We start from the raw sequence: 19,256 nt of genomic DNA, 5'->3' as shown, positions 1-19,256 counted from the left end.
AAAAACATCTTTTTGTTAACCGTGTTGCGATAGCTGAAATGGGAGGTTTGTCGTGCGTGCGATTCTGAGAGCTTTGGTGCTGCTTGTCATCTGTTCCCAGGCCTGGGCGCTGGGCCTGGCCGATCTGACCGACAAGGACGCTTCCGGCGGGCTGAAGGAGGCGCTGGTGCAGGGCGCTTCCAAGGCCGTGGGACAACTGGGTGCCGACGGCGGTTTCATGAACAACCCCAAGGTGAAGATCGGCCTGCCGGACAGCCTCGCGCCGGTTGAGGGCATGCTGCGCACGATGGGCCGCGGCAAGGATCTCGACGCCCTCGTCGCCAACATGAACAAGGCCGCCGAAGAGGCCGTGCCCCAGGCCAAGGCGCTGCTTGTCGATGCCGTGAAAAAGATGAGCGTGGACGACGCCAAGAAGATCCTGTCGGGGGGCGACGATTCCGGCACCCAGTATTTCAAGGAAAAAACCGCCGCCCAATTGACCGAATCCTTCCTGCCCAAGGTGCGCGAAACCACCGGCAAGCTGGCTCTTGCCGAACAGTACAACAAGCTCGCCGGCAAGGCCGGGCAGTTCGGGCTGGTCAAGGGCGACGACCTGAAGATCGAAAACTACGTGACCCGCAAGGCCCTCGACGGGCTTTACCTGATGATCGCGGAAGAAGAACGGGCGATCCGCAAGGATCCGATCGGCGCTGCCGGCAGCCTGGCCAAGAAGGCCTTCGGTGCGCTCGGGCAGTAAGCCTTGAACCTGCCTGCCGCAGGCTATCCCCGCCTGCTGGCGCTGGGCGATGCCGCCTTCACCGTCGAGTTCGGCGACGGCATCGCTCCCGAAACCCATGCCCGCGTGCTGGGGTTTGCCGCGGCGCTCGATACGCTGGCGGCTGACGGAAGGCTGCCCGGCCTTGTCGAACGGGTGCCGACCTTTCGCTCCGTCACCGTGCATTTCGACCCGGACCGGGCCGATTCCGGCGTGCTCGGCGAAACCCTGCTGGCCCTCGCCGGCGAAGGCCGCCGCGCCGCGGCCAGCGGCCGGCTGTGGACGCTGCCGGTGTGTTTCGACGACGATCTGGCGCCCGATCTGGCCGACGTTGCCGCTCGGGCCGGCCTGACGCGGGAGGCGGTCATCGCGCTGCTGACGGCCACCGAATTCTCCGTTTACATGCTGGGTTTTCTGCCCGGCTTTCCCTATCTCGGCGGCCTGCCGGCGGCGCTGGAGATGCCGCGTCTGGCTACTCCGCGCAGCCGTGTTCCGGCCGGTTCGGTGGCCATTGCCGGGCGCATGTGTGCCGTTTATCCGTGGCACAGCCCCGGCGGCTGGCGGCTGGTGGGGCGCACCGGGGCACGGCTGTTCGATGTCACCCAGGCGGCGCGCCCGGCCCTGCTGGCCCCCGGCGACCGGGTGCGCTGGCAGGCGGTGGGGCGGGAGGCGCTGGGCGAATGAGCCATGCCGCGCTGGAAATCCTCTCGGGCGGCATCGGCGTCAGCATCCAGGATGCGGGCCGTACGGGCTATCGCAGCATTGGCGTGCCGGTGTCGGGCGCCCTTGATCCGCGCTTGCTTGCTGCCGCCAATGGGCTTGCCGGCAACGCGCCGGACGTGGCCGGGCTGGAACTCCGGCTGGTCGCGACGGCGCTCAAGGCCGTGGGCGGCCCGCTGCGGGTGGCGCTGGCGGGCGATGTGTCGGCCCGGCTGCTTGCAGCCTCGGGCGACGGCCGTGCCGTGGCGGCGTGGTCGTCGGTTACGCTGTTCGATGGCGATGTGCTGCAGATCGGGCGCCCGCGGGGCACCGCCTACCTCGCGGTGGCGGGCGGAATCCTCACCCCGGAGATGCTCGGCAGCCGCTCCACCTACGCCCGCGCCGGCCTGGGGCAGTCGCTGGCGCCTGGCTGCCGGCTGCCCTGCGCGGTTTTTACGGGCGATCTGGAGCGGGATTGGCGTGCCGCCGGGCCTCTCTTTCACGCCAGCGGCCCGATTCGCGTGATGCCCGGCCCCCAGCTGGACCACTTCAGCGCGGCCGCACGTGAAGCCTTTTTCGGCACCGCTTTTGTCGTGACGCCGGCCCACGACCGCATGGGCCTGCGGCTGGCCGGCCCGTCTCTGCAGCACCTCGAAGGCGGCGCCGATATCGTGTCCGACGGGGTGACGCCCGGCGCCATCCAGGTGCCGGCCGACGGCCAGCCCATCGTGCTGCTGGCCGATTGCCAGACCGTTGGCGGCTACCCCAAGATCGCCACCGTCATCCGCGCCGACCTGCCGCGCCTGGCCCACGTAGAGGCCGGTGACGTGCTGCGCTTTTGCTGCGTCGATGCCGCCGAAGCCACCGCCGCCCGCCGCGCCCAGGCCCGCGGGCTGGCCGACTGGCTGGCGGCACTGCAGCCGGCCGGCACGCTCGATACCGCGTCACTTTTGTCCGCCAATCTGGCCGGCGCCGCGGTGCGCGGCGACGAGCCCTGAGCGGCTTTTTCAAACCTTCCAGAAAACGAGGCTTTCCGTGACCCGAACCGTCAATCTCAACGCCGATCTCGGTGAAAGCTTCGGTGCCTGGGAGATGGGCAGCGATGCCGAGATGCTGGCCACCGTCACCAGCGCCAACATTGCCTGCGGCTTTCATGCGGGTGATCCGCTGGTGATGCGCCGCACCTTGAGCCTGGCGAAGAAGGCCGGCGTCAGCGTCGGCGCCCATATCGCCTACCCCGATCTGCAGGGTTTCGGCCGGCGCCCGATGACGATTCCGGCGCCCGAGCTGGAGGCCATCATCCTTTACCAGCTGGCCGCGCTGTCCGGCATGGCGCGTGCCGAAGGGCTGACCATGTCCCACGTGAAGCCCCACGGCGCGCTCTCCAACATGGCCTGCGCCAGCCTCGAGCTGGCCCGCACCGTGGCGGCAGCGGTCAAGGCCTTCGATCCGGCGCTGATCCTCCTCGCCCCGGCGCTGTCCGAGCTGTGTCAGGCCGGCTACGAGACGGGCCTGCCGGTGGTGGAGGAAATCTTTGCCGACCGGGCCTACCTCGACGACGGCAACCTCGTGCCGCGCCGCCGCCCCGACGCCATGATTCACGGTGCCGAAGCCTCGCTGGCCCACGTCAGCGCCATGCTCGACGAACAGGCGCTGATCTCCGTCACCGGCAAGCGCCTGCCCACCACCATAGGCAGCATCTGCGTGCATGGCGACGGGCCGGATGCGGTGCGCACGGCGCGCTATCTGCGCGAGGAACTGCTCCACCGGGGTTACCGTCTGGTGGCGCTGGATGCCCTCGACGTGGCCTGAAGCCGCTTAAAAGCGCAGCCCGGCGGTCAGGCGTGTGGCGGTGATGCGGCTGAAGTTCTGATAGGGCTCGCGGGCGAGGTGTACAAACCAGTCCGGGAAGTCGTAGCCGAGGGAGGCGCCCCAGCCTTCCACCGGGCCCGTGTCGCCGATGCCGGTCTTGCGCAGGATGTCGACGGTGGCCCGCTGGCCGTCCCGCAGTGGCCAGCGGGCCACCGCATGGGTGTGCTGCTGGTGGGTGCCGAGGCGATCGTCGCGGATCGTCATCAGGTAAAAGGTGCGGCCGCTGTCGTCCCGGTAGCCAGCGGCCAGGGACAGGGCGTCGTTGGGGTCGAAGTTGAGGTTGAAGTAGGGCCGGGTGTTGGTGCGTCCGATGCCCGCCTGCACGAACCACGGCTCACCCAACTCCACGCTGAAGCTGCCGCCCCAGAAACCGCCCGAGGCCCATTGCAGCGAGGGTTGCAGCGCCAGCGTCGAGCCGCTGAAGGGCTGCCAGCTGGTATCCATGCTGCCCCGGGCCTGGTTGCCGAACGCCCGGTCGCGGTAGGCGCCCAGCCACACCGAGGAATCGCCCCGGCGGTAGCGCAGATTGAGGTCCTGTCCGCCGAAATTGCCGCCGTAGCGGTATTCGCCGATGCTGAGCTTGAAGGGCTTGTCAGCCGCCGCGGCCTGCACCGACGCGGCGTCGCCGGGCAGGCGGGCCTCGTCGCTGGCCAGGGCCGGGCCGGCGAGGCTGGCGACGAGAAGCACGAGGCGGCACGGCGTGCGCATGACAGGATTCCGTTCAGGGCGGGCGTATCGCGCCGATGATAGCGGAGCCGCTCCCCGCCGGAACACTCGCCCTGCCCGGCACAGCCCGCCGGGCAGGGCTGCGTGATGCCTTGCGCGCTCAGGGCCGGGCGTTGCCGTCCGTCTGGTACTTGGGCGAGCGGGGGCCGTACAGCATTCCGTTCTGCATCCCGGCGCCCAGCAGGCGATAGCTGGTGATGCCGGCGATCGGGTGCGAGCGGTTCGTCGAGCTTTCGATGATCTGGCTGACGACTGCCTGAACCAGCAAACCCACCAGGCCGCCGCTCGAATTGCGGCCTTCCGCGCTGGAGGCGGTGGCCGTGCCGTTCCACAAAACCTGTTCCGAGCGCAGATCGATCAGGCGCGCTTCCGCGGTGACGCGGCTTTCGCTCGAGATCACCGTGTAGCTGGTGCCGTATTCCTTGACGGTGATGTAGAGCGCGGCGTCGGCACCGAAGATTTCCCGCAGTTTCTGCAGTTTGACGTCGTGCATTTCGGCCGGGTTGTGCAGACCGTTCTGGTGGAAGGTTTCATCCACCAGGCTCACGGGAAAAACGTAATAACCCGATTCGGCCAGCGGCAGCGTGACCTGCGACAGCATGCTGTAGCTGGCGTTGATGTCCGGCGAGCCGTTCAGCGGCGGCAGCACCAGGATCGAGGCCGGCCGGCTTTGTTTGAACTGGGTGTAGTCGTACGGGCTTTTCGTCGTGGCGCAGCCCGTGGTCAGGGCCGCGGCAAAGAGGGCCAGGCAAGCGCCCTTCACGCTGCGGGCATTCAGAATATCCAGTTGCATCAGCGGGCCCCTTGTTGTGGTTGTTTGACTTTGCGCAGCAGAAAATCGATGTACGCAGCGCTTTCGGGGTAGCGCGTTTTTTCGGCTTCGAAGTATTTCAGCATCTGGTCCGGATGTTCGGCCTGGGCATGCAGGATGCCCAGGTGGGCCAGGTAGCCGGGCGGGACGGATCTGCCGCTGGCGCGGGCCTCTTCAAGCCCGGCTTCGAGCGTGGCGATCTGCTCCTGCGGGGCCTTCTCCTTCATGAAGTGCCCGTAGAGCTGGGGTTGATAGTCACCCCAGTAGTAGAGCGGCTGGGGCTTGGTGGCGCAGCCAGCCATTAGCAGGGCGCCGGCGATCGAAAGGCTGGCCGCCACGTTTGTGCAGCTAAGACGTGTCATGGTGGATTTTATGTTTTGAGGATTACTGGCCGGGTTGCCATGCACCGGACTGGATGCCATTGACCAGGTTGTTGACGGCCTCGCGCATGGCCAGATCGAGCACCTTGCCGTTCAGGGTCGAGTCGTAGCTGGAGGTTCCGCCAAAGCCGATGATTTCCCGGCTGTCGAGGCTGTATTCACCCGCGCCCTGGGCCGAGAAGACGACTTCCGAGCTCTGCACGTTGACCACGTTCAGGTTGACCTTGGCGTAGGCGACCTGGGATTTTCCCCGCCCGAGGAGGCCGAACAGTTGCTTGTCGCCGGTTTCCTTGCGGCCGAATTCGGTGACGTCGCCGGTGATCACGTAGGCTGCGCCCTTGATGTTCTGAGCGCTTTTGGCAAAGCCGGCCTCTTGCTTGATCTCGCTGAGATTGTCCCGGTCGAGCACGTTGAAACGGCCGGTCTGCTGCAGGTGGGTGATCAGGATGGTCTTGGCCTGGCTGCCGAGCCGGTCGACGCCATCCGTGAAAATGCCGCGCATGTAGTTGGAGCGGTTGTCGAACTTGCCGACCGAAATCAGGTTGCGCGTGCCGCTGTAAGGGGTGCCGGCGCTTGCAACCTTGGCGACTTCCAGCGTGCGGGATTGCTCCGTTGCGCAGCCGGCGACCAGACATACACCGCCCAGCAGGGCACAGCCGGCAAGAAATTTGCCTGCATTGATTTTTTTCATGATGGGGAAACGCTCCTGGGTTGAAGAACGGGTGGATGAGTGATGCGGAATCGGGCGGAAGGCCCGATGAGGGCGTCATTATCCTTTTTTCAGGGCATGCCTGCGCAGGGATGTGCCCTCTTGTCATAAGTCGGCGACGCCGGCTCCCGTGCCCTCGCAAGCCCGCGTGACGCGGATACGACAGGATGCCGTTCAGGGCGGGACGATTGGGCCGATGATAGCGGTGCCACCGCACCAATCTTGAACAGGCAGGCCCATTGCTGCGGCGAGCTGCCCCTGCCACGCACCCGCGCGACCCGAGGAGGAACAACCATGAACAACGTCTCCCACATTCCGTCCTACCTGTCGGCCGAGCATCTCGGCCCGTGGGAAACCTACCTGGTCCAGATCGACCGGGTCGAGCCCCACCTTTCTGCCGAGCTGCGTCCGCTGGCGCCTCTCCTTACCCGGCCCAAACGGGCACTGATCGTCGATGTGCCGATCCGCCTCGACAACGGCGAGATCGCCCATTTCGAGGGCTACCGGGTGCAGCACAACCTCTCGCGCGGGCCGGGCAAGGGCGGCATCCGCTACCACCCGGATGTCACCCTGGCCGAAGTCATGGCCCTGTCGGCGTGGATGACGGTGAAGAATGCGGTGGTCAACGTGCCCTTCGGCGGTGCCAAGGGTGGCGTGCGGGTCGATCCCAAATTGCTGTCGATGCCCGAACTCGAACGCCTGACCCGCCGCTACACCAGCGAGATCAACATTCTCATCGGCCAGGACAAGGACATTCCGGCGCCCGACATCAACACCAACGAGCAGGTCATGGCGTGGATCATGGACACCTTCTCGATGAACGAAGGCAAGACCTCGATGGGGGTGGTGACCGGCAAACCGATCAGCCTTGGCGGCAGCCTTGGCCGCAAGGACGCCACCGGGCGCGGCGTGTTCGTGTCCACCGTTGAAGCGGCCCGGCGTCTGGGCATGCAGATCGAGGGCGCCAAAGTGGCGATCCAGGGTTTCGGCAACGTGGGTGAAGCCTCTGCCCGGCTTTTCGCCAACGCCGGTGCCAAGGTGGTCGCCCTGCAGGACAGCAGCGGCGCCATCGCCAACCCGGCCGGCCTCGACGTGCGGGCAGTCAAGGCCTTTCGCCACCAGCACGACACCTTGATCGGTGCCCCCGGCGCCGAAACCATCGATGCCGGGCACTTCTGGCGCTGCGACGCGGACATCCTCGTCGCCGCCGCCATGGAAAACCAGATCACCGCCAGCAACGCCGGCTCGATCAAGGCCCGCATCCTCACCGAAGGCGCCAACGGCCCCACCACCCCGGAAGCGGATCTGATCCTGCAGGAAAACGGCGTCACCGTGATTCCGGACGTGCTCGCCAACGCCGGCGGCGTCACGGTGAGTTACTTCGAGTGGGTCCAGGACATCAGCGCCTTTTTCTGGACCGAAGAAGAAATCAACGCCCGGCTGGACCGGATCATGCGCGAGGCCTTTGCCGCGGTGTGGGATGCGGCGCAGGCGAAGGGCGTGGTGATGCGCACGGCGGCCTTTGTGCTGGGGTGCGAACGGGTGCTGATGGCGCACAAGCTGCGCGGGCTGTACCCGTGACGGGCTAAGCACAGGATGCCGGCCCCTTTGCCGGGCGCGTTCGGGCATCCATCCGTCGATGCCCGCCTGAATTTATGTGAAAGGGGTATTCCTTTCGGGTTTTTAAGGCTCTCCCGGCCAAGCGGAGCTGACGCTACCCGCGCCGGGAGGCTAAATCTTTCACTCCATTTTTCCGTAATGGTTATTACCCTGTTTCGCGCGCGGGGGCCGGACGGGCGCCGGCGAGGCGGGACCGACAGGATTCTGCGGTCCGTCCAGGGCGAGGTGGAGCCGATCCGAGCCAACACAACACTATAAAGAGACACGTGGGGAGCAATGCATGGCCGGTCTTTCATGGCAGTCCTTGAGAACGCGACTGGTCGCCGGGGCCTTGTGCGCTTCTGTCGTGTCGATCTGGATCGTTACCCTGATCATCGGCACCTATCTGCGTTCGGACATGGAGCTGGCCATCTCGGCGCAGCAGTTTTCGACGGTCTCGCTCATCGCTTCCGAGATTCACCGCTCCGTGAATGAACGGAGCGCGATCGTGGAGAGTCTCGCGCAACGCCTGGGCCGGCTCGGAGACGTTAATGGCGCCAGTGCGCAGGCCCTGCTCGACTCCCAGTTCGGACTCGCTCCGCTGTTCAACTGGGGCGTCATCGTGGTGGATGCGGACGGACTCGCCCTCGCCAGCGAGCCGGCCAGGCACAAGCGTGTCGGTACGCGATACGGGGATCTGCCGTACTTTGCCCAAGTGAAGACGGCAGAGAAGCCCGTCATCACCCCGCCGATGACAGGCCGGCGCACCGGCGCGCCGGTGATCGGCATCGTGATGCCGATCCGCACGCCGGAAGGCCGCTACGTCGGTGCGGTGATCGGGGTCATCAATCTCCGCGAGCCCAACTTTCTCGACCAGATCAGCAACGCCAAGTATGGCCATACCGGTGACTTTCTCATCACCGACATCGCGTCACGCATCTGCATCGCGTCGTCCGACAAGCGCCGCGTGATGAATGCCGGCCCGGCGGCGGGCGTGAATCCTGTCTACGACCGCTATCTTGGCGGGCATGAAGGCTCCGGTGTCGCCGTCAGCTCCCGGGGTATCGAGGAGTTGTCGTCGTCGGTGAAGATCGGCACGACAGGATGGCTGATGCAGTCGGTGCTGCCGACCCAGGAAGCCTTTCTGGTGGTCCACCAGATGCAGCGGCGCCTGCTGTTCTCGGCGGTGGCGCTGACCCTGTTCGCGGGGCTGGTGGCGTGGTGGTGGGTGCGCCGTCAGTTGAAGCCGCTGGAACGATCCGCCGTCCTGCTCGACGAGATGCGCCAGGGCAGCCGGCCGCGCCAGCCCTTGCCCGTCGAGCGGGAAGATGAAATCGGCAAGCTGGCCGTGGCCTTCAACGGGCTGCTCAAGTCCATCGTCGACCAGGAGGCGCTGCTCGCCCGGATCGCCGCGACCGAGCAGGTGCGCAAGATCCTTACCCACGTGCCCGGCATGGTCTTCCAGTATTGCCAGCACCCGGACGGCACGGGCGCGTTTCCGTTCGCCAGCGAGGCGGCGCGGGAACTCTACGGCGTGAGCCCCGAAGTCCTGGAGTCGAGTGCCAGCAGCATCAGGGAGCTTGTCGCGCCGGAGGACAACGAGCGCTTCTTCATGTCCCTCCAGCAGTCAGCGACGAGCATGGAGCGCTGGCTTGTCGATTACCGCATCCGTCCGTCCGGCGGCGGGGTCAAGTGGCTGCACATGGATGCGGTGCCCGAACTGGATGAGGCTGGCAGGATCGTCTGGTATGGCTTCGTGACCGACGTGACGGCGACGAAGGCGCTGGAGCACGAACTGGAAAAGCACCGCCTGCACCTGGAGGAACTCGTCCGGGACCGGACCGAGCAGCTGGAGGAAGCCCGCAATATCGCCGAGTCGGCCAACCGGGCGAAGAGCACCTTCCTGGCCAACATGAGCCACGAGATCCGCACGCCGCTCAACGCCATCACGGGCATGGCCTACCTCATGCACCGCACCGGCGTCACGCCCGAGCAGGCCGACCGCCTGAACAAGATCGAGGCGGCCAGCAATCACTTGCTGGAGATCATCAATTCCATCCTGGATCTGTCCAAGATCGACGCCGGCAAGCTGACCCTCAACGCCGAAATCATCCAGATCCAGAAACTGCTCGCCAACGTGGTGTCGATCATGAACGACCGCGCCGCGGGCAAGGGCCTCCGGCTGAACATGAACGTGCCCGCGCACCTGCCGGGCTTGGTTGGCGACGGCACGCGCATCCAGCAGGCGCTGCTCAACTATGTCGGCAACGCGATCAAATTTACCCGCCAGGGCAGCGTCACCATCGGGGTGAAGGTCGAGGCTGACGAGGGCGAGCACGTGCGTTTGTGCTTCGAGGTTCAGGACACGGGGATCGGCATTGCACCCGAGGTGCTCGGAAAAATCTTCAATTCCTTCGAGCAGGCGGACAGCTCGACGACGCGCGAGTACGGCGGCACGGGCCTGGGGCTGGCGATCACCAAGCGGCTGGCCGAGCTGATGGGCGGCACGGTCGGCGTGAGCAGCACGCCCGGCGTGGGCAGTACCTTCTGGTTTACCGCGCGGCTCGGCAAGTGCGAGCCGTCGGGTACGGAGCACGGCGTGCCGGACTTCGACAGGGCCGAGGCGATGCTGGCAGAGGCCGGCCAGGGCAAATCCGTGCTGCTGGTCGAGGACGAACCCACCAGCCAGATGGTGGCCGAGGAGTTGCTCGCGGCCGTGGGCTTCCTTGTCGACACGGCGGACAACGGCAGCCAGGCCGTCGAAATGGCCGAGCGGAAGGCCTACGACCTGATCCTGATGGACATGCAGATGCCGAAGATGGACGGCATCACGGCCACCCGCTGCATCCGCCAGTTGCCGGGACGCCAGTCGGTGCCGATCCTCGCCATGACCGCCAACGTGTTCAGCGAGGACAAGTCCAATTGCCTCGACGCCGGCATGAACGATTTTCTGACCAAACCCGTCGTGCCCGAGGTGCTCTACTCGACCCTGCTGCGCTGGCTCGGCTGACACCGCGCCCACCGGCTTGCCGGTGCGTGTTGATCCTGACGTTTTGCCGGCGGCCCAAAGGTCTGGCTGTCATGCCCCTGTGACACGGCCCCGGTATCCTCGTGGCCCCGCCACCCTTCAGGCTGCCCAGTGATTCCCGCCGACGCTTCTTACGGCTCCGATCGTTCGGGGCTGATTTCCGGATTTCTTTTTCGCCCCGGCGCTGCCGGTTCCCCGCTCGATACGGCGGGCGCGGCGCGGTGGCTGGCGGGGGTGGGCGCCGAGGCGAAGGCCGGCGACGGCGCCTTCGCCTGGCTGCATTTCAACCTAGCCCACGCGGCCACCGAGCGCTGGCTGCGGGATCACCTGGGCGAGGTGGACGAGTTTTTCGATGCGCTGCACGAGGGCTCGCGCTCGACGCGCATCGAGTACGCCCACGCCGCGCTGATCGCGGTGGTGAACGACGTGCTCTACGAGTTCGACTTCGAGCCCTCGCAGATCGCCACGCTGTGGATGTGGGTGGATGAGCGCACGGTGGTGACGGCGCGGCTGCAGCCGCTGCGATCCATCGACCGCCTGCGGGCGGCGGTGAAGCGGGGCGAGAGCTTCGGCTCGTCGGTGGCGCTCCTGACCCACCTGCTGCGTGACCAGGCCGACGTGCTGGTGCAGATCGTGCGGGCCGCCACGGGGCGGGTGGACGAGGTGGAGGACAGCCTGCTGGCCGAGCGGGTCGCCCGCAGCCGGACCCGCCTTGGCGCGCTGCGCCGGGTGCTGGTGCGCCTGCGCCGCCTGCTGGCACCGGAGCCGGGGGCCTTGTTCCGGCTGCTCAACCAGCCGCCGGGCTGGGTGGCGAATGAGGACGTGCAGGAACTGCGCCATTCGACGGAAGAGTTTTCGGCCGTGCTGGCCGACATGACGGCGCTGCAGGAGCGCATCAAGTTGCTGCAGGAAGAGATTGCCGCGCGGGTGACCGAAGAGACCAGCCGCAGCGTGTATGTGCTGACGATGGTGACCGTGCTGGCGCTGCCGATCAACATGATCGCCGGCCTGTTGGGCATGAACGTGGGCGGCGTGCCGCTGGCGGAGCATGCCGAGGGCTTCTGGATCGTCGTGGCGATCATCGCCAGCTTTACGGCGGTTGCCGGCTGGTGGGCCTTCCGGCGGCGTGAAGAGTAGGGCGACTGAAGTCGCTATGTCACCGCCGTCTATGGAAATGCATCAACCCGACGATGCACCCTGTGAGATCCAGGGGCCATGCAGATACTGTTAGCCCGCAGGGCGTAACCCGACACCAACATGAACATCGATGGACACGTCCGATGTCGGGTTACGCTGCGCTAACCCGACCTACCCAAGATTCCACAGGTAACGATTACAGAGCTCATTCATTAACCCCTACGGGCGGCGGATTGGCGGGCGCTTGGGGGTGTTCTTGGCCAGCAGTTTCCAGGCCACGCCGAACACGTCGTCGCCGCGGGACACGGCCTTGCGCGGCAGGGTGAGGAGGTCGTCCTCGGGCGTGGCGGCGGCGCGTTCGCAGGTGGTGCCGGTGAGGTAGCCGGCGGCGGCGGCGGCGTTCACGGCGCGGATGTCGTGGCTGCCGTAGGGGTAGCAGAAGTGGTCCACGCGCCGGCCGAGGAGATCTTCGAGGGCGGACTTGCTGTCGCCGAGTTCGGCGGTGATGCAGGCGTCGTCCTGTTGGGCGAGGCGCAGGTGGCTTCTGGAGTGGGAGCCGATGGTGAAGCCCATGTCCTGCACTTCACGCAGTTGCGCGGCGTTCATCAGCGGGGCGGGTTCGGGCCCCACGCCGTAGTCCCAGCTGGACGTGGTGCCGACAAGCCCGCTGACCGCGTAGATGGTGGCCGGGTAGCCGTGGGCCTTGAGCACCGGGGCGGCGTTGTCGAGAAAATCCACGTAGGCGTCGTCAAAGGTGAGCACCAGCGGGCGGGCCGGCAGCGGGGCGTTGCCGCGCAGGCCGGCGGCGGCCGCGTCGAGGCTGATGACCTCGTAGCCCAACAGCTTGAACATCGTCATCTGGGCCTTGAAGCGCGGCAGGTGGCAATACAGCGCGCCATGGGCCTTCACGCGGCCGGGAAAATCGCCAACCCGGTGGTACATCAGGATGTGCACGCGTTTCATCATGGGCCTTCGCAGGCTTCCCGGTAGACCGCCACGGTTTTGTCGAACATGGCTTTTTCGGTGAAGCCGGCTTCGAAGCGTTGCCGGGCCCGGGCGCCGCAGCGCGCGCGGAGCGCCGGGTCGCCGAGCAGCGGGGCGAGGGCCGCGGCCAGTGCGGCGGGGTCGTCGGGGGGGACGAGAAAGCCGCTGGCGCCATCCTCGACCACTTCGCCGATGCCGCCGACGCGGGTGGCGACGATGGGCAGCGAGCAGGCCGAGGCTTCGAGCAGGGTGAGCGACAGGGCCTCGCGGCGCGAGGGGGCGAGCAGCACGTCGGAGGCTTTGAGCAGGGCCGGCACGTCCTCCCTCAGGCCCAGGAAGCGGACCCGGTCGGCAATCCCGAGCGTCTGCGCAAGGGCCTGCATTTCAGGGCCGAGATCGCCTTCGTGGTCGCCGGCCAGGAGCAGCGTCCAGCGTGTGTCCTTGAGCAGGGCCAGGGCCTTGAGCGCGGTGTCGTGTCCCTTGGCGGGCACGATGCGGGCGGCCATCAGCAGGCAGGCCTCGTCGGGCGGCAGGCCCAGTTCGCGGCGGGTCGTGTCGCGGATGTGGGCGGGCAGGTGGGCGGTGATGTCGGCGATGCCGTGATGCACCATGCGGATGCGGGCGGCGTCGTAGCCACGCCGTTGCAGAAAATCGGCCACCGCCTGGGACACGGCGATGATGCGTCTGGCGCGGCCGAAATGCTTGCCGGCGTTGTCGGAGTGGGCGGTGGCCACGCTGGGCAGGCCGGCCAGCTTGGCGGCCAGCCCGGCGTACCAGGCGCCACGGGTCAGGTGGCCGTGGATCAGGTCGGCGCCGACGCGGCGGGCGTACAGGGCCAGGCGCGTGATGGAGGGCAGGTCGTAGAGGCCGACGAGGGGCAGGTCGATGCCGCCAAAACCGTCGGCGCTGAGCTGCTGGCCGAGCCAGCCGTCCATCGGGCCGGCGTAGAGCGCCTCGTGGCCGCGGGCGCGCAGGCCGCGCATCAGCTGCAGCGCGTGGCGTTCGGCGCCGCCGCTTTTCATGCTGTGAAGAACGGTGATGATTTTCATCGGCCGAGCACCTGGCGGTAGATGGCGAGGTTGCCGTCCACCATCGCGTCGATGGAAAACTCGGCAAGGATGCGGGCGCGGCCGGCGGCGCCAAAGCGTGCGCGCAGGGCCGCATCGCCGGCCAGACGGTCGATGGCGGCAGCCAGCGCGGCCACGTCGCCCGGCGGGCACAGAATGCCGGTGACGCCGTCCTGCACCGCTTCGGGCAGGCCGCCGGCGCGGCTGGTGACGATGGGCACGCCGGCCGCCGAGGCCTGCAACAGCGAGACGCCCAGGCCTTCCATGTCGGCCGGGTGGATCAGCATGTCGAGCCCGCCGAGCCAGCGCGGCAAATCGTGGCGAAAGCCGGTGAAGCGCACTGCGGCAGCAAGATTGCGGGATTCGACTTCGGCGCGCAGTTCGGCCTCGAGCGGGCCCTGGCCGAAGATCAGCACCTGCAGATCCGGGTGGCGCTCGAGCAGGCCCGGCAGCGCCGAGAGCAGGTAGCGGTGGCCCTTGCGGGGGATCAGCTGGGCCACCACGCCGGCCACCAGCGCGTTCGGCGGCAGGCCGAATTCGGCGCGAAAGGCGGCACGGTCGACGGGCGGAAGATAAGGCGCGGCATCCACGGCGCTCCTGACGCAGCTGACCTTTTGCGGCGCGAGGCCTTCGGACAGCAGCACCTGGCGGATGCCCTCCGAGATGGTGATGACGTGGTCGTACAGGCGGTATTTGAGCGCCACCGCCCAGCGGGATTCGGGGTTGTCCACCCGGCGCGACAGCACACAGGGCACGCCGGCCAGCTTTGCCGCCAGGCCGCCCCAGGTGTCGGCGCCGCGGCGGCTGTGGAGGTGCACCAGATCGGGCTGCTCGGCGCGAATCAGCCGGGCGAGCCGGAGGACGAGGCCCATGTCGCCGTCGCCACCCATCTTCATCGGCAGCACGCGGGCGCCGACGGGCTGCTGGCGGGACATTTCGCTGCCGGCGGGGCAGGCGAGCAGGTTGTCGACACCGCGCGCGGCAAGGCCTTCGACGATGTAGAGCACCTGCCGGGCGCCGCCGTAGAGGTGCTTGCCGGCTTCGACGTGGAGGATTTTCATGGGGCTGCGGCTCCGGCCGCGAGCATGGCCTGGGCACGTTCGAGCACCATTGCCGGGGTGATGTCGCGCAGGCAGGTGAACTTGCCGCCGCAGGTGGGGCGGCGCCGGCAGGGCGAGCACACCATGCCGAGCCAGATCACGCTGCCGGTGGGGCGGCCGGTGTCGGTGTAGGGGCAGGTGGAGCCGAAGATGGCCACGGTGGGCCGCGCCAGCGCGGTGCCCATGTGGGTGAGGCCGGTGTCGACGCCGATGAGCAGCGCCGAGTGGGCGATGGCGGCGACGGCCTCGGGCAGCCGGGTTTGCCCGGCGAGGTTGACGATGCGCGAATCGCCGGCCGCAATGCGGGCCGCGGCTTCGGTATCGCCCGGGCCGCCGAGGATGACCGGAATCAGCCCGGTGGTGTCGATGAGCCGGGGCGTCAGCGCCTGCCAGGCGTCTTCGAACCAGTGCTTTTGCGGGCGCGTGGTGAAGGGCGCGAAAACCGCATAGCGGCCGGAGGCGAGGCCGTGGGCGGCCAGCTTGGCGAGCACGGATTCCTGCGCCGCCGGGGTGACGGTGAGCGTGGGCAGAAAATCGCCGGCGTCGAGGCCGAGCTGCCGGGCGAGAAACTGGTATTCGGAGCCGATGCGCCCCTTTTGGCCGCTGCGGGGGATGACCTCGCTCATCAGCCACTGGCTGCCTTCCTTGGAGCCGAGGCCGACGCGCCGCGGGGCGCCGCTGAGCCAGGTGAGGAAGCCGCTCTTCATCAGGCCCTGCAGATCGAGGGCGGTGTCGAAGTGGCGGGCGTGGAGTTCGCGGCGCAGCTTGAGCACGCGGCGGGCCAGCTCGAGCTTGTGGCCGCCCTTCCACAGCTTGACCCACTCGGCCTTCGAGAAGGGAATGACCTCGTCGATGTCCGGGTCGGCCAGCAGCAGCTCGTGGATGCCCGGCTCGACCAGCCAGGCGATGTGGGCATCCGGGTGGCTGCGGCGGATCGCCGCCGGCAGGGCCGACGAGAACACCACGTCGCCGATGGCGGACGTGCGGACGATGAGGATGCGTTTCACGGGCGGCTTGCGGCGGGGCTCAGAGCAGCAGATCCCAGGAAACCGGGGTGCCGCGCTTCACGTCGTGCTTGACCGCCTTGCCCATCACCATGTCGATGAACTTGGGCGCCAGGCCGAGGCCCGGGCGGATGGCGCGCACCGAGGTGGCGTCGAGGATTTCACCGGCCTTGAGGTCGCGGGAGACGTACAGCGAGCGGCGGTAAACCTTGGACTTTTCTTCCTGGGCCGAGGCCGCGCCGTAGGTGATGCGGCCAAGGGCCTGCCAGGCGCGTTCGGATTCAAGCACCAGCGAGGCCATTTCGGCCGGTTCCATCGAAAACGCCGAATCGACGCCGCCTTCGGCACGGCTGAGGGTGAAGTGCTTTTCGATGACCGTTGCCCCCAGCGCCACGCTGGCGACCGACACGCCGGTGCCCATGGTGTGATCGGACAGGCCGACTTCGGTGCCGAACAGATCCCGGAGGTGCGGAATGGTGCGGATGTTGGTGTTCTCGGGGGTGGCCGGGTAGGTGCTGGTGCACTTGAGCAGGATGAGATCCTTGCAGCCGGCTTCGCGGGCGGTGCGCACGCTCTCGTCGAGTTCGGCCACCGAGGCCATGCCGGTGGAGATGATCATCGGCTTGCCGGTGGCGGCCACCTTGCGGATCAGCGGCAGGTCGGTGTTTTCAAACGAGGCGATCTTGTAGCAGGGAACGTCCAGGCTCTCGAGAAAATCCACCGCGCTTTCGTCGAAGGGAGTGCTGAAGGCCAGCATGCCGAGTTCGTTGGCGCGCTTGAAGATCGGCGCGTGCCATTCCCAGGGCGTGTGGGCGAGCTGGTAGAGCTTGTGCAGCGAGGCACCCTTCCACAGCACGTTAGGGTCGGAAATGAAAAACTCGCCCTCGTCGATGTCGAGGGTCATGGTGTCGGCGGTGTAGGTCTGCAGCTTCAGCGCGTGGGCGCCGGCCTTGGCCGCGGCTTCCACGATGGCCAGCGCCCGGTCGAGGGACTGGTTGTGATTGCCGGACATCTCGGCGATGACGAAGGGGGGATGGTCCTGGCCGACCTGGCGGTTGCCGATGGTGATGGAGGTGTTCATCGGGTGATCCTTTTCTCGTAATGGGTCGGAAGGCAGGTGTAGCCGTTCTTCAGGAACAGCCGGTGCGAGGTGTCGTTGGCGCCGAGCACGACGGCGACGAGGCGCTGGATGGCTGGCCGGGTGGCCCTGATCCAGGCTTCCTGCGCCCGCAGCAGGGCGCTGCCGTTGTTCTGGCCGCGGGCGTCCGGCGTGAGGTAGATCGACACTTCGCCGGTGTCGTCGCGCTCGTCGAGGCGCACCACGCCGATGGGCTTGCCGCCACGGTAGCCGATCAGCAGGTGGCGGGCGGGGTCGGCAATCACCGTGGCGAGCCAGTCGGCGTGTTCGGCGAGGTCGATGACTTCCTGGCTGCGGGAGTGGACGCGCACGTCTTCCTGGTTGCGCCAGGCGAGCAGGTCGCTGGCATCGTCCTGGTGGGCGGAGCGCAAGTGCACGCCTTCGAATTCGAAGGTTTCCTCGCCGGCGAGGATGTCGTCGAGGGATGGGCCGGTCGCCTGCATCAGCGCCAGTGCCGCGGTCGACATTGCGCGGCAACGGGCCGGGTTGGTGGCCAGGCGGTCGAAGGCGGCGCTGATATCCGTGACGCCGACTGCATCGGCGTGCCCCAGGCTCTCCACGGCGCCGGCTTCCACGAGACCGCGGGTCGGTGCTTCCTGGTTCTGCGCGAAGATCACCACAATAGCCGGCAGGCCAAGCAGGCAGCGTTCCCAGCTGGCGGTGCCGCAGGCGCCGAAGGCGAGGTCTGCAGCGGCCATCAGCTCGGCCATGTTGCCGGGCTGCACATGCAGGCGGACGTATGGGGTGGCGGCGCAGCGCTCGCGCAGCACCTCGACGTGGGGGTTGATCGCACCCACAACCACGTCCACCTCGATCTCCGGGCCCAGGCGCGGAGCGAGGGCGTCAATGGTGCGACCGGTGAAGTCGTTCGGGTCGGCGCCGCCGTAGAACACGAAGATGCGGTGGATGCTGCCGTCGCGCTGCCGCAACTTTGTCCGGGCGGCGTGAAACTCGGGCCGCAGTGGCGCGTGGCCTGGTCCGAAGAGACTGCGGCATGCCGTCGGCAGGAGACCGTGGTAGCGGCTAGCCGGGTTGGTGACGAAGTTCTGGTCGAGTAGCACGTCGCAGTCGTGGGGGCGGTCGGCCAGGTCGTCGATGACGCAGATCAGCCCGGCGTGAGGACGCAGCACGGCTTCCCAGCGTTGGTCTACCCCGTAGTGGTCGATGACCAGCACGTCGGTGCCGCCCCAGGCTTCGATGGCGGCGGCCGTCTGCGCCGCGTCGTCCTCCCAGTGGGCACCGAGCCAGGCAGCATGAGCCGGGCCGGCGGCGGTGTCGGCCGGACGCGGAGCGGAGGGCAGCATGGCGACGCCGCAGCCGAAGCTCAGGATTTCGTCACGATAGGTGTCCGGCAGAGTGCGGGCGATGAAGCGGACCTCGCCACCGCGCTCGCGCAGGCGCCGCGCCAGGGTCAGGCAGCGCATCACGTGGCCGATGCCGATGTCGGTGGAGGCATCCGCCCGAAACGCATAGCGGCGCGGGGGCGCGGGGATGCCGAGGGGGCGGGCCGGACGGCGGCCGCTACGCAGGATCGCGAGGGCTTCCGGTCCGGTGTTGAAGATCAGATCGAGAACGCTGGCATAGGGCTCGAAGGGCTTGAAACATTGCCGGTATTCGGGGTGCTCATAGACGTGCAGGCACACCGAAATGTTGCGCCGGTCGAAGGCCGGGCGATCGAGCAGGAGGTATTCCTCGGCACCGGCTGGCGACAGGTAGCGGGTTGCACCGACCTCCTCGCACAGCGCGGCCACGTACTCGCCGCGCTTGCCGTCGGTTTCGAGCTCGCTGGCGCGGACAAGCGGCACGCTGATGCCGAGGGTCTGCATGATCCAGCGGATCACCGCGATGTTGAGTTCAGCAAGCTTGCCGGTGGCGGCGCCTTCCCGCATCGCGGTGCCAAGGCCGGGGAACAATTCACGGAAATAGGGTGCCCGTGCGTAGTAACCCTGGACCGTGCGCAGCAGCTTTTCCACCGAGGCCTCGTTGGCCAGCTCGACCTCGTTGATGAGTTGGTGGCTGCGGCCGGCGCTCTTTACCGACACCGACAGGAAGTCGAGCCCCTGCGGGGTGCGCAGGCGGTTGCGCTGCTGCCAGCTCTGCTTGGAGAACTGCACGTCGTCGAGAATGATCATCACGTCCGCCTGATCGGCCAGGTCGAACCAGCCCATCCACGGAATGAAGGTTGGCTGTGCGATCACGCAGGTGCGCGGGATGGGGGCAACGGGGGGCTTGCTCATGGGCTTTGGTC

The 19,256-nt window shown here is 67.4% G+C and carries 17 protein-coding genes; 7 read left to right on the top strand and 10 right to left on the bottom strand.

Translation table 11 applies throughout. The features are described from left to right. Nucleotides 1-76 precede the first annotated feature (76 nt). The 4 genes from Q1W26_RS05035 to Q1W26_RS05020 are packed head-to-tail and all read left to right on the top strand — an operon-like array spanning nucleotide 77 to nucleotide 3,265. On the top strand, nucleotides 77-736 hold the full coding sequence (locus Q1W26_RS05035) for a DUF4197 domain-containing protein (protein WP_366143639.1): 660 nt from the start codon (nucleotides 77-79) through the stop codon (nucleotides 734-736). A gap of 3 nt (nucleotides 737-739) precedes the next feature. Then, the gene (gene pxpB, locus Q1W26_RS05030) at nucleotides 740-1,438 is read left to right on the top strand and encodes a 5-oxoprolinase subunit PxpB (RefSeq protein WP_300436676.1); all 699 of its coding nucleotides are present in this window, start codon (nucleotides 740-742) and stop codon (nucleotides 1,436-1,438) included. Further along, on the top strand, nucleotides 1,435-2,451 hold the full coding sequence (locus tag Q1W26_RS05025) for a biotin-dependent carboxyltransferase family protein (protein WP_300436674.1): 1,017 nt from the start codon (nucleotides 1,435-1,437) through the stop codon (nucleotides 2,449-2,451). Before pxpB ends, Q1W26_RS05025 begins: the two co-directional genes overlap by 4 nt. 37 nt (nucleotides 2,452-2,488) lie before the next feature. Then, a complete protein-coding gene (locus tag Q1W26_RS05020; protein WP_300436672.1) occupies nucleotides 2,489-3,265 on the top strand; it encodes a 5-oxoprolinase subunit PxpA in 777 nt (258 codons plus the stop codon). A 6-nt stretch (nucleotides 3,266-3,271) separates the two neighbouring features. On the opposite strand, the gene Q1W26_RS05015 is transcribed toward Q1W26_RS05020, so the two are convergent. From Q1W26_RS05015 to Q1W26_RS05000, 4 genes are all read right to left on the bottom strand, one after another. Then, complete coding sequence (locus tag Q1W26_RS05015) at nucleotides 3,272-4,033, bottom strand: hypothetical protein (RefSeq protein WP_300436669.1); 762 nt, start codon at nucleotides 4,031-4,033, stop codon at nucleotides 3,272-3,274. Between the two features lie 118 nt (nucleotides 4,034-4,151). After that, on the bottom strand, nucleotides 4,152-4,844 hold the full coding sequence (locus Q1W26_RS05010; protein WP_300436666.1) for a DUF799 domain-containing protein: 693 nt from the start codon (nucleotides 4,842-4,844) through the stop codon (nucleotides 4,152-4,154). Next, complete coding sequence (locus Q1W26_RS05005) at nucleotides 4,844-5,224, bottom strand: DUF4810 domain-containing protein (protein WP_300436664.1); 381 nt, start codon at nucleotides 5,222-5,224, stop codon at nucleotides 4,844-4,846. The genes Q1W26_RS05010 and Q1W26_RS05005 overlap by 1 nt, the downstream gene beginning before the upstream one ends. 22 nt (nucleotides 5,225-5,246) lie before the next feature. After that, the gene (locus tag Q1W26_RS05000) at nucleotides 5,247-5,933 is read right to left on the bottom strand and encodes a CsgG/HfaB family protein (protein WP_300436662.1); all 687 of its coding nucleotides are present in this window, start codon (nucleotides 5,931-5,933) and stop codon (nucleotides 5,247-5,249) included. A gap of 312 nt (nucleotides 5,934-6,245) precedes the next feature. Here Q1W26_RS05000 and Q1W26_RS04995 point away from each other — a divergent pair, with 312 nt between their 5' ends. The 3 genes from Q1W26_RS04995 to Q1W26_RS04985 all read left to right on the top strand — a co-directional run bounded on the left by Q1W26_RS04995 (nucleotide 6,246) and on the right by Q1W26_RS04985 (nucleotide 11,715). Then, entirely contained in the window at nucleotides 6,246-7,532 is a 1,287-nt protein-coding gene (locus Q1W26_RS04995; protein WP_300436660.1) for a Glu/Leu/Phe/Val dehydrogenase, read from the top strand. Nucleotides 7,533-7,851: 319 nt separating this feature from the next. Then, complete coding sequence (locus Q1W26_RS04990) at nucleotides 7,852-10,560, top strand: ATP-binding protein (RefSeq protein WP_300436657.1); 2,709 nt, start codon at nucleotides 7,852-7,854, stop codon at nucleotides 10,558-10,560. Between the two features lie 129 nt (nucleotides 10,561-10,689). Then, nucleotides 10,690-11,715: a transporter gene (locus Q1W26_RS04985; protein ID WP_300436654.1), complete on the top strand. Its 1,026-nt coding sequence runs from the start codon at nucleotides 10,690-10,692 to the stop codon at nucleotides 11,713-11,715. Nucleotides 11,716-11,934: 219 nt separating this feature from the next. Here Q1W26_RS04985 and Q1W26_RS04980 read toward each other — a convergent pair whose 3' ends face one another. Genes Q1W26_RS04980 through pseG form a run of 6 tightly spaced genes read right to left on the bottom strand, consistent with a single transcriptional unit; the run spans nucleotide 11,935 to nucleotide 19,245 of the window. Further along, a complete protein-coding gene (locus Q1W26_RS04980; protein ID WP_300436651.1) occupies nucleotides 11,935-12,681 on the bottom strand; it encodes a polysaccharide deacetylase family protein in 747 nt (248 codons plus the stop codon). Continuing rightward, nucleotides 12,678-13,748 (bottom strand): glycosyltransferase, encoded by a 1,071-nt coding sequence (locus tag Q1W26_RS04975; protein WP_300436648.1) that lies wholly within the window; start codon nucleotides 13,746-13,748, stop codon nucleotides 12,678-12,680. Before Q1W26_RS04975 ends, Q1W26_RS04980 begins: the two co-directional genes overlap by 4 nt. Beyond that, complete coding sequence (locus Q1W26_RS04970) at nucleotides 13,745-14,827, bottom strand: glycosyltransferase family 4 protein (protein WP_300436646.1); 1,083 nt, start codon at nucleotides 14,825-14,827, stop codon at nucleotides 13,745-13,747. The genes Q1W26_RS04975 and Q1W26_RS04970 overlap by 4 nt, the downstream gene beginning before the upstream one ends. Next, a complete protein-coding gene (locus Q1W26_RS04965) occupies nucleotides 14,824-15,873 on the bottom strand; it encodes a glycosyltransferase family 9 protein (RefSeq protein ID WP_300436644.1) in 1,050 nt (349 codons plus the stop codon). The genes Q1W26_RS04970 and Q1W26_RS04965 overlap by 4 nt, the downstream gene beginning before the upstream one ends. Before the next feature lie 19 nt (nucleotides 15,874-15,892). Further along, nucleotides 15,893-16,951, bottom strand: coding sequence for a pseudaminic acid synthase (pseI, locus tag Q1W26_RS04960; protein WP_300436641.1), 1,059 nt, complete (start codon nucleotides 16,949-16,951; stop codon nucleotides 15,893-15,895). Further along, on the bottom strand, nucleotides 16,948-19,245 hold the full coding sequence (gene pseG, locus Q1W26_RS04955) for a UDP-2,4-diacetamido-2,4,6-trideoxy-beta-L-altropyranose hydrolase (protein WP_300436638.1): 2,298 nt from the start codon (nucleotides 19,243-19,245) through the stop codon (nucleotides 16,948-16,950). The genes pseI and pseG overlap by 4 nt, the downstream gene beginning before the upstream one ends. Nucleotides 19,246-19,256 lie beyond the last annotated feature (11 nt).

This window comes from Zoogloea sp. (assembly GCF_030157465.1).
In the GTDB taxonomy this organism is placed as follows: domain Bacteria; phylum Pseudomonadota; class Gammaproteobacteria; order Burkholderiales; family Rhodocyclaceae; genus Zoogloea.
Note: the sequence above shows the minus strand (reverse complement) of the source record. Positions and strands in the feature narration are given on the sequence as shown.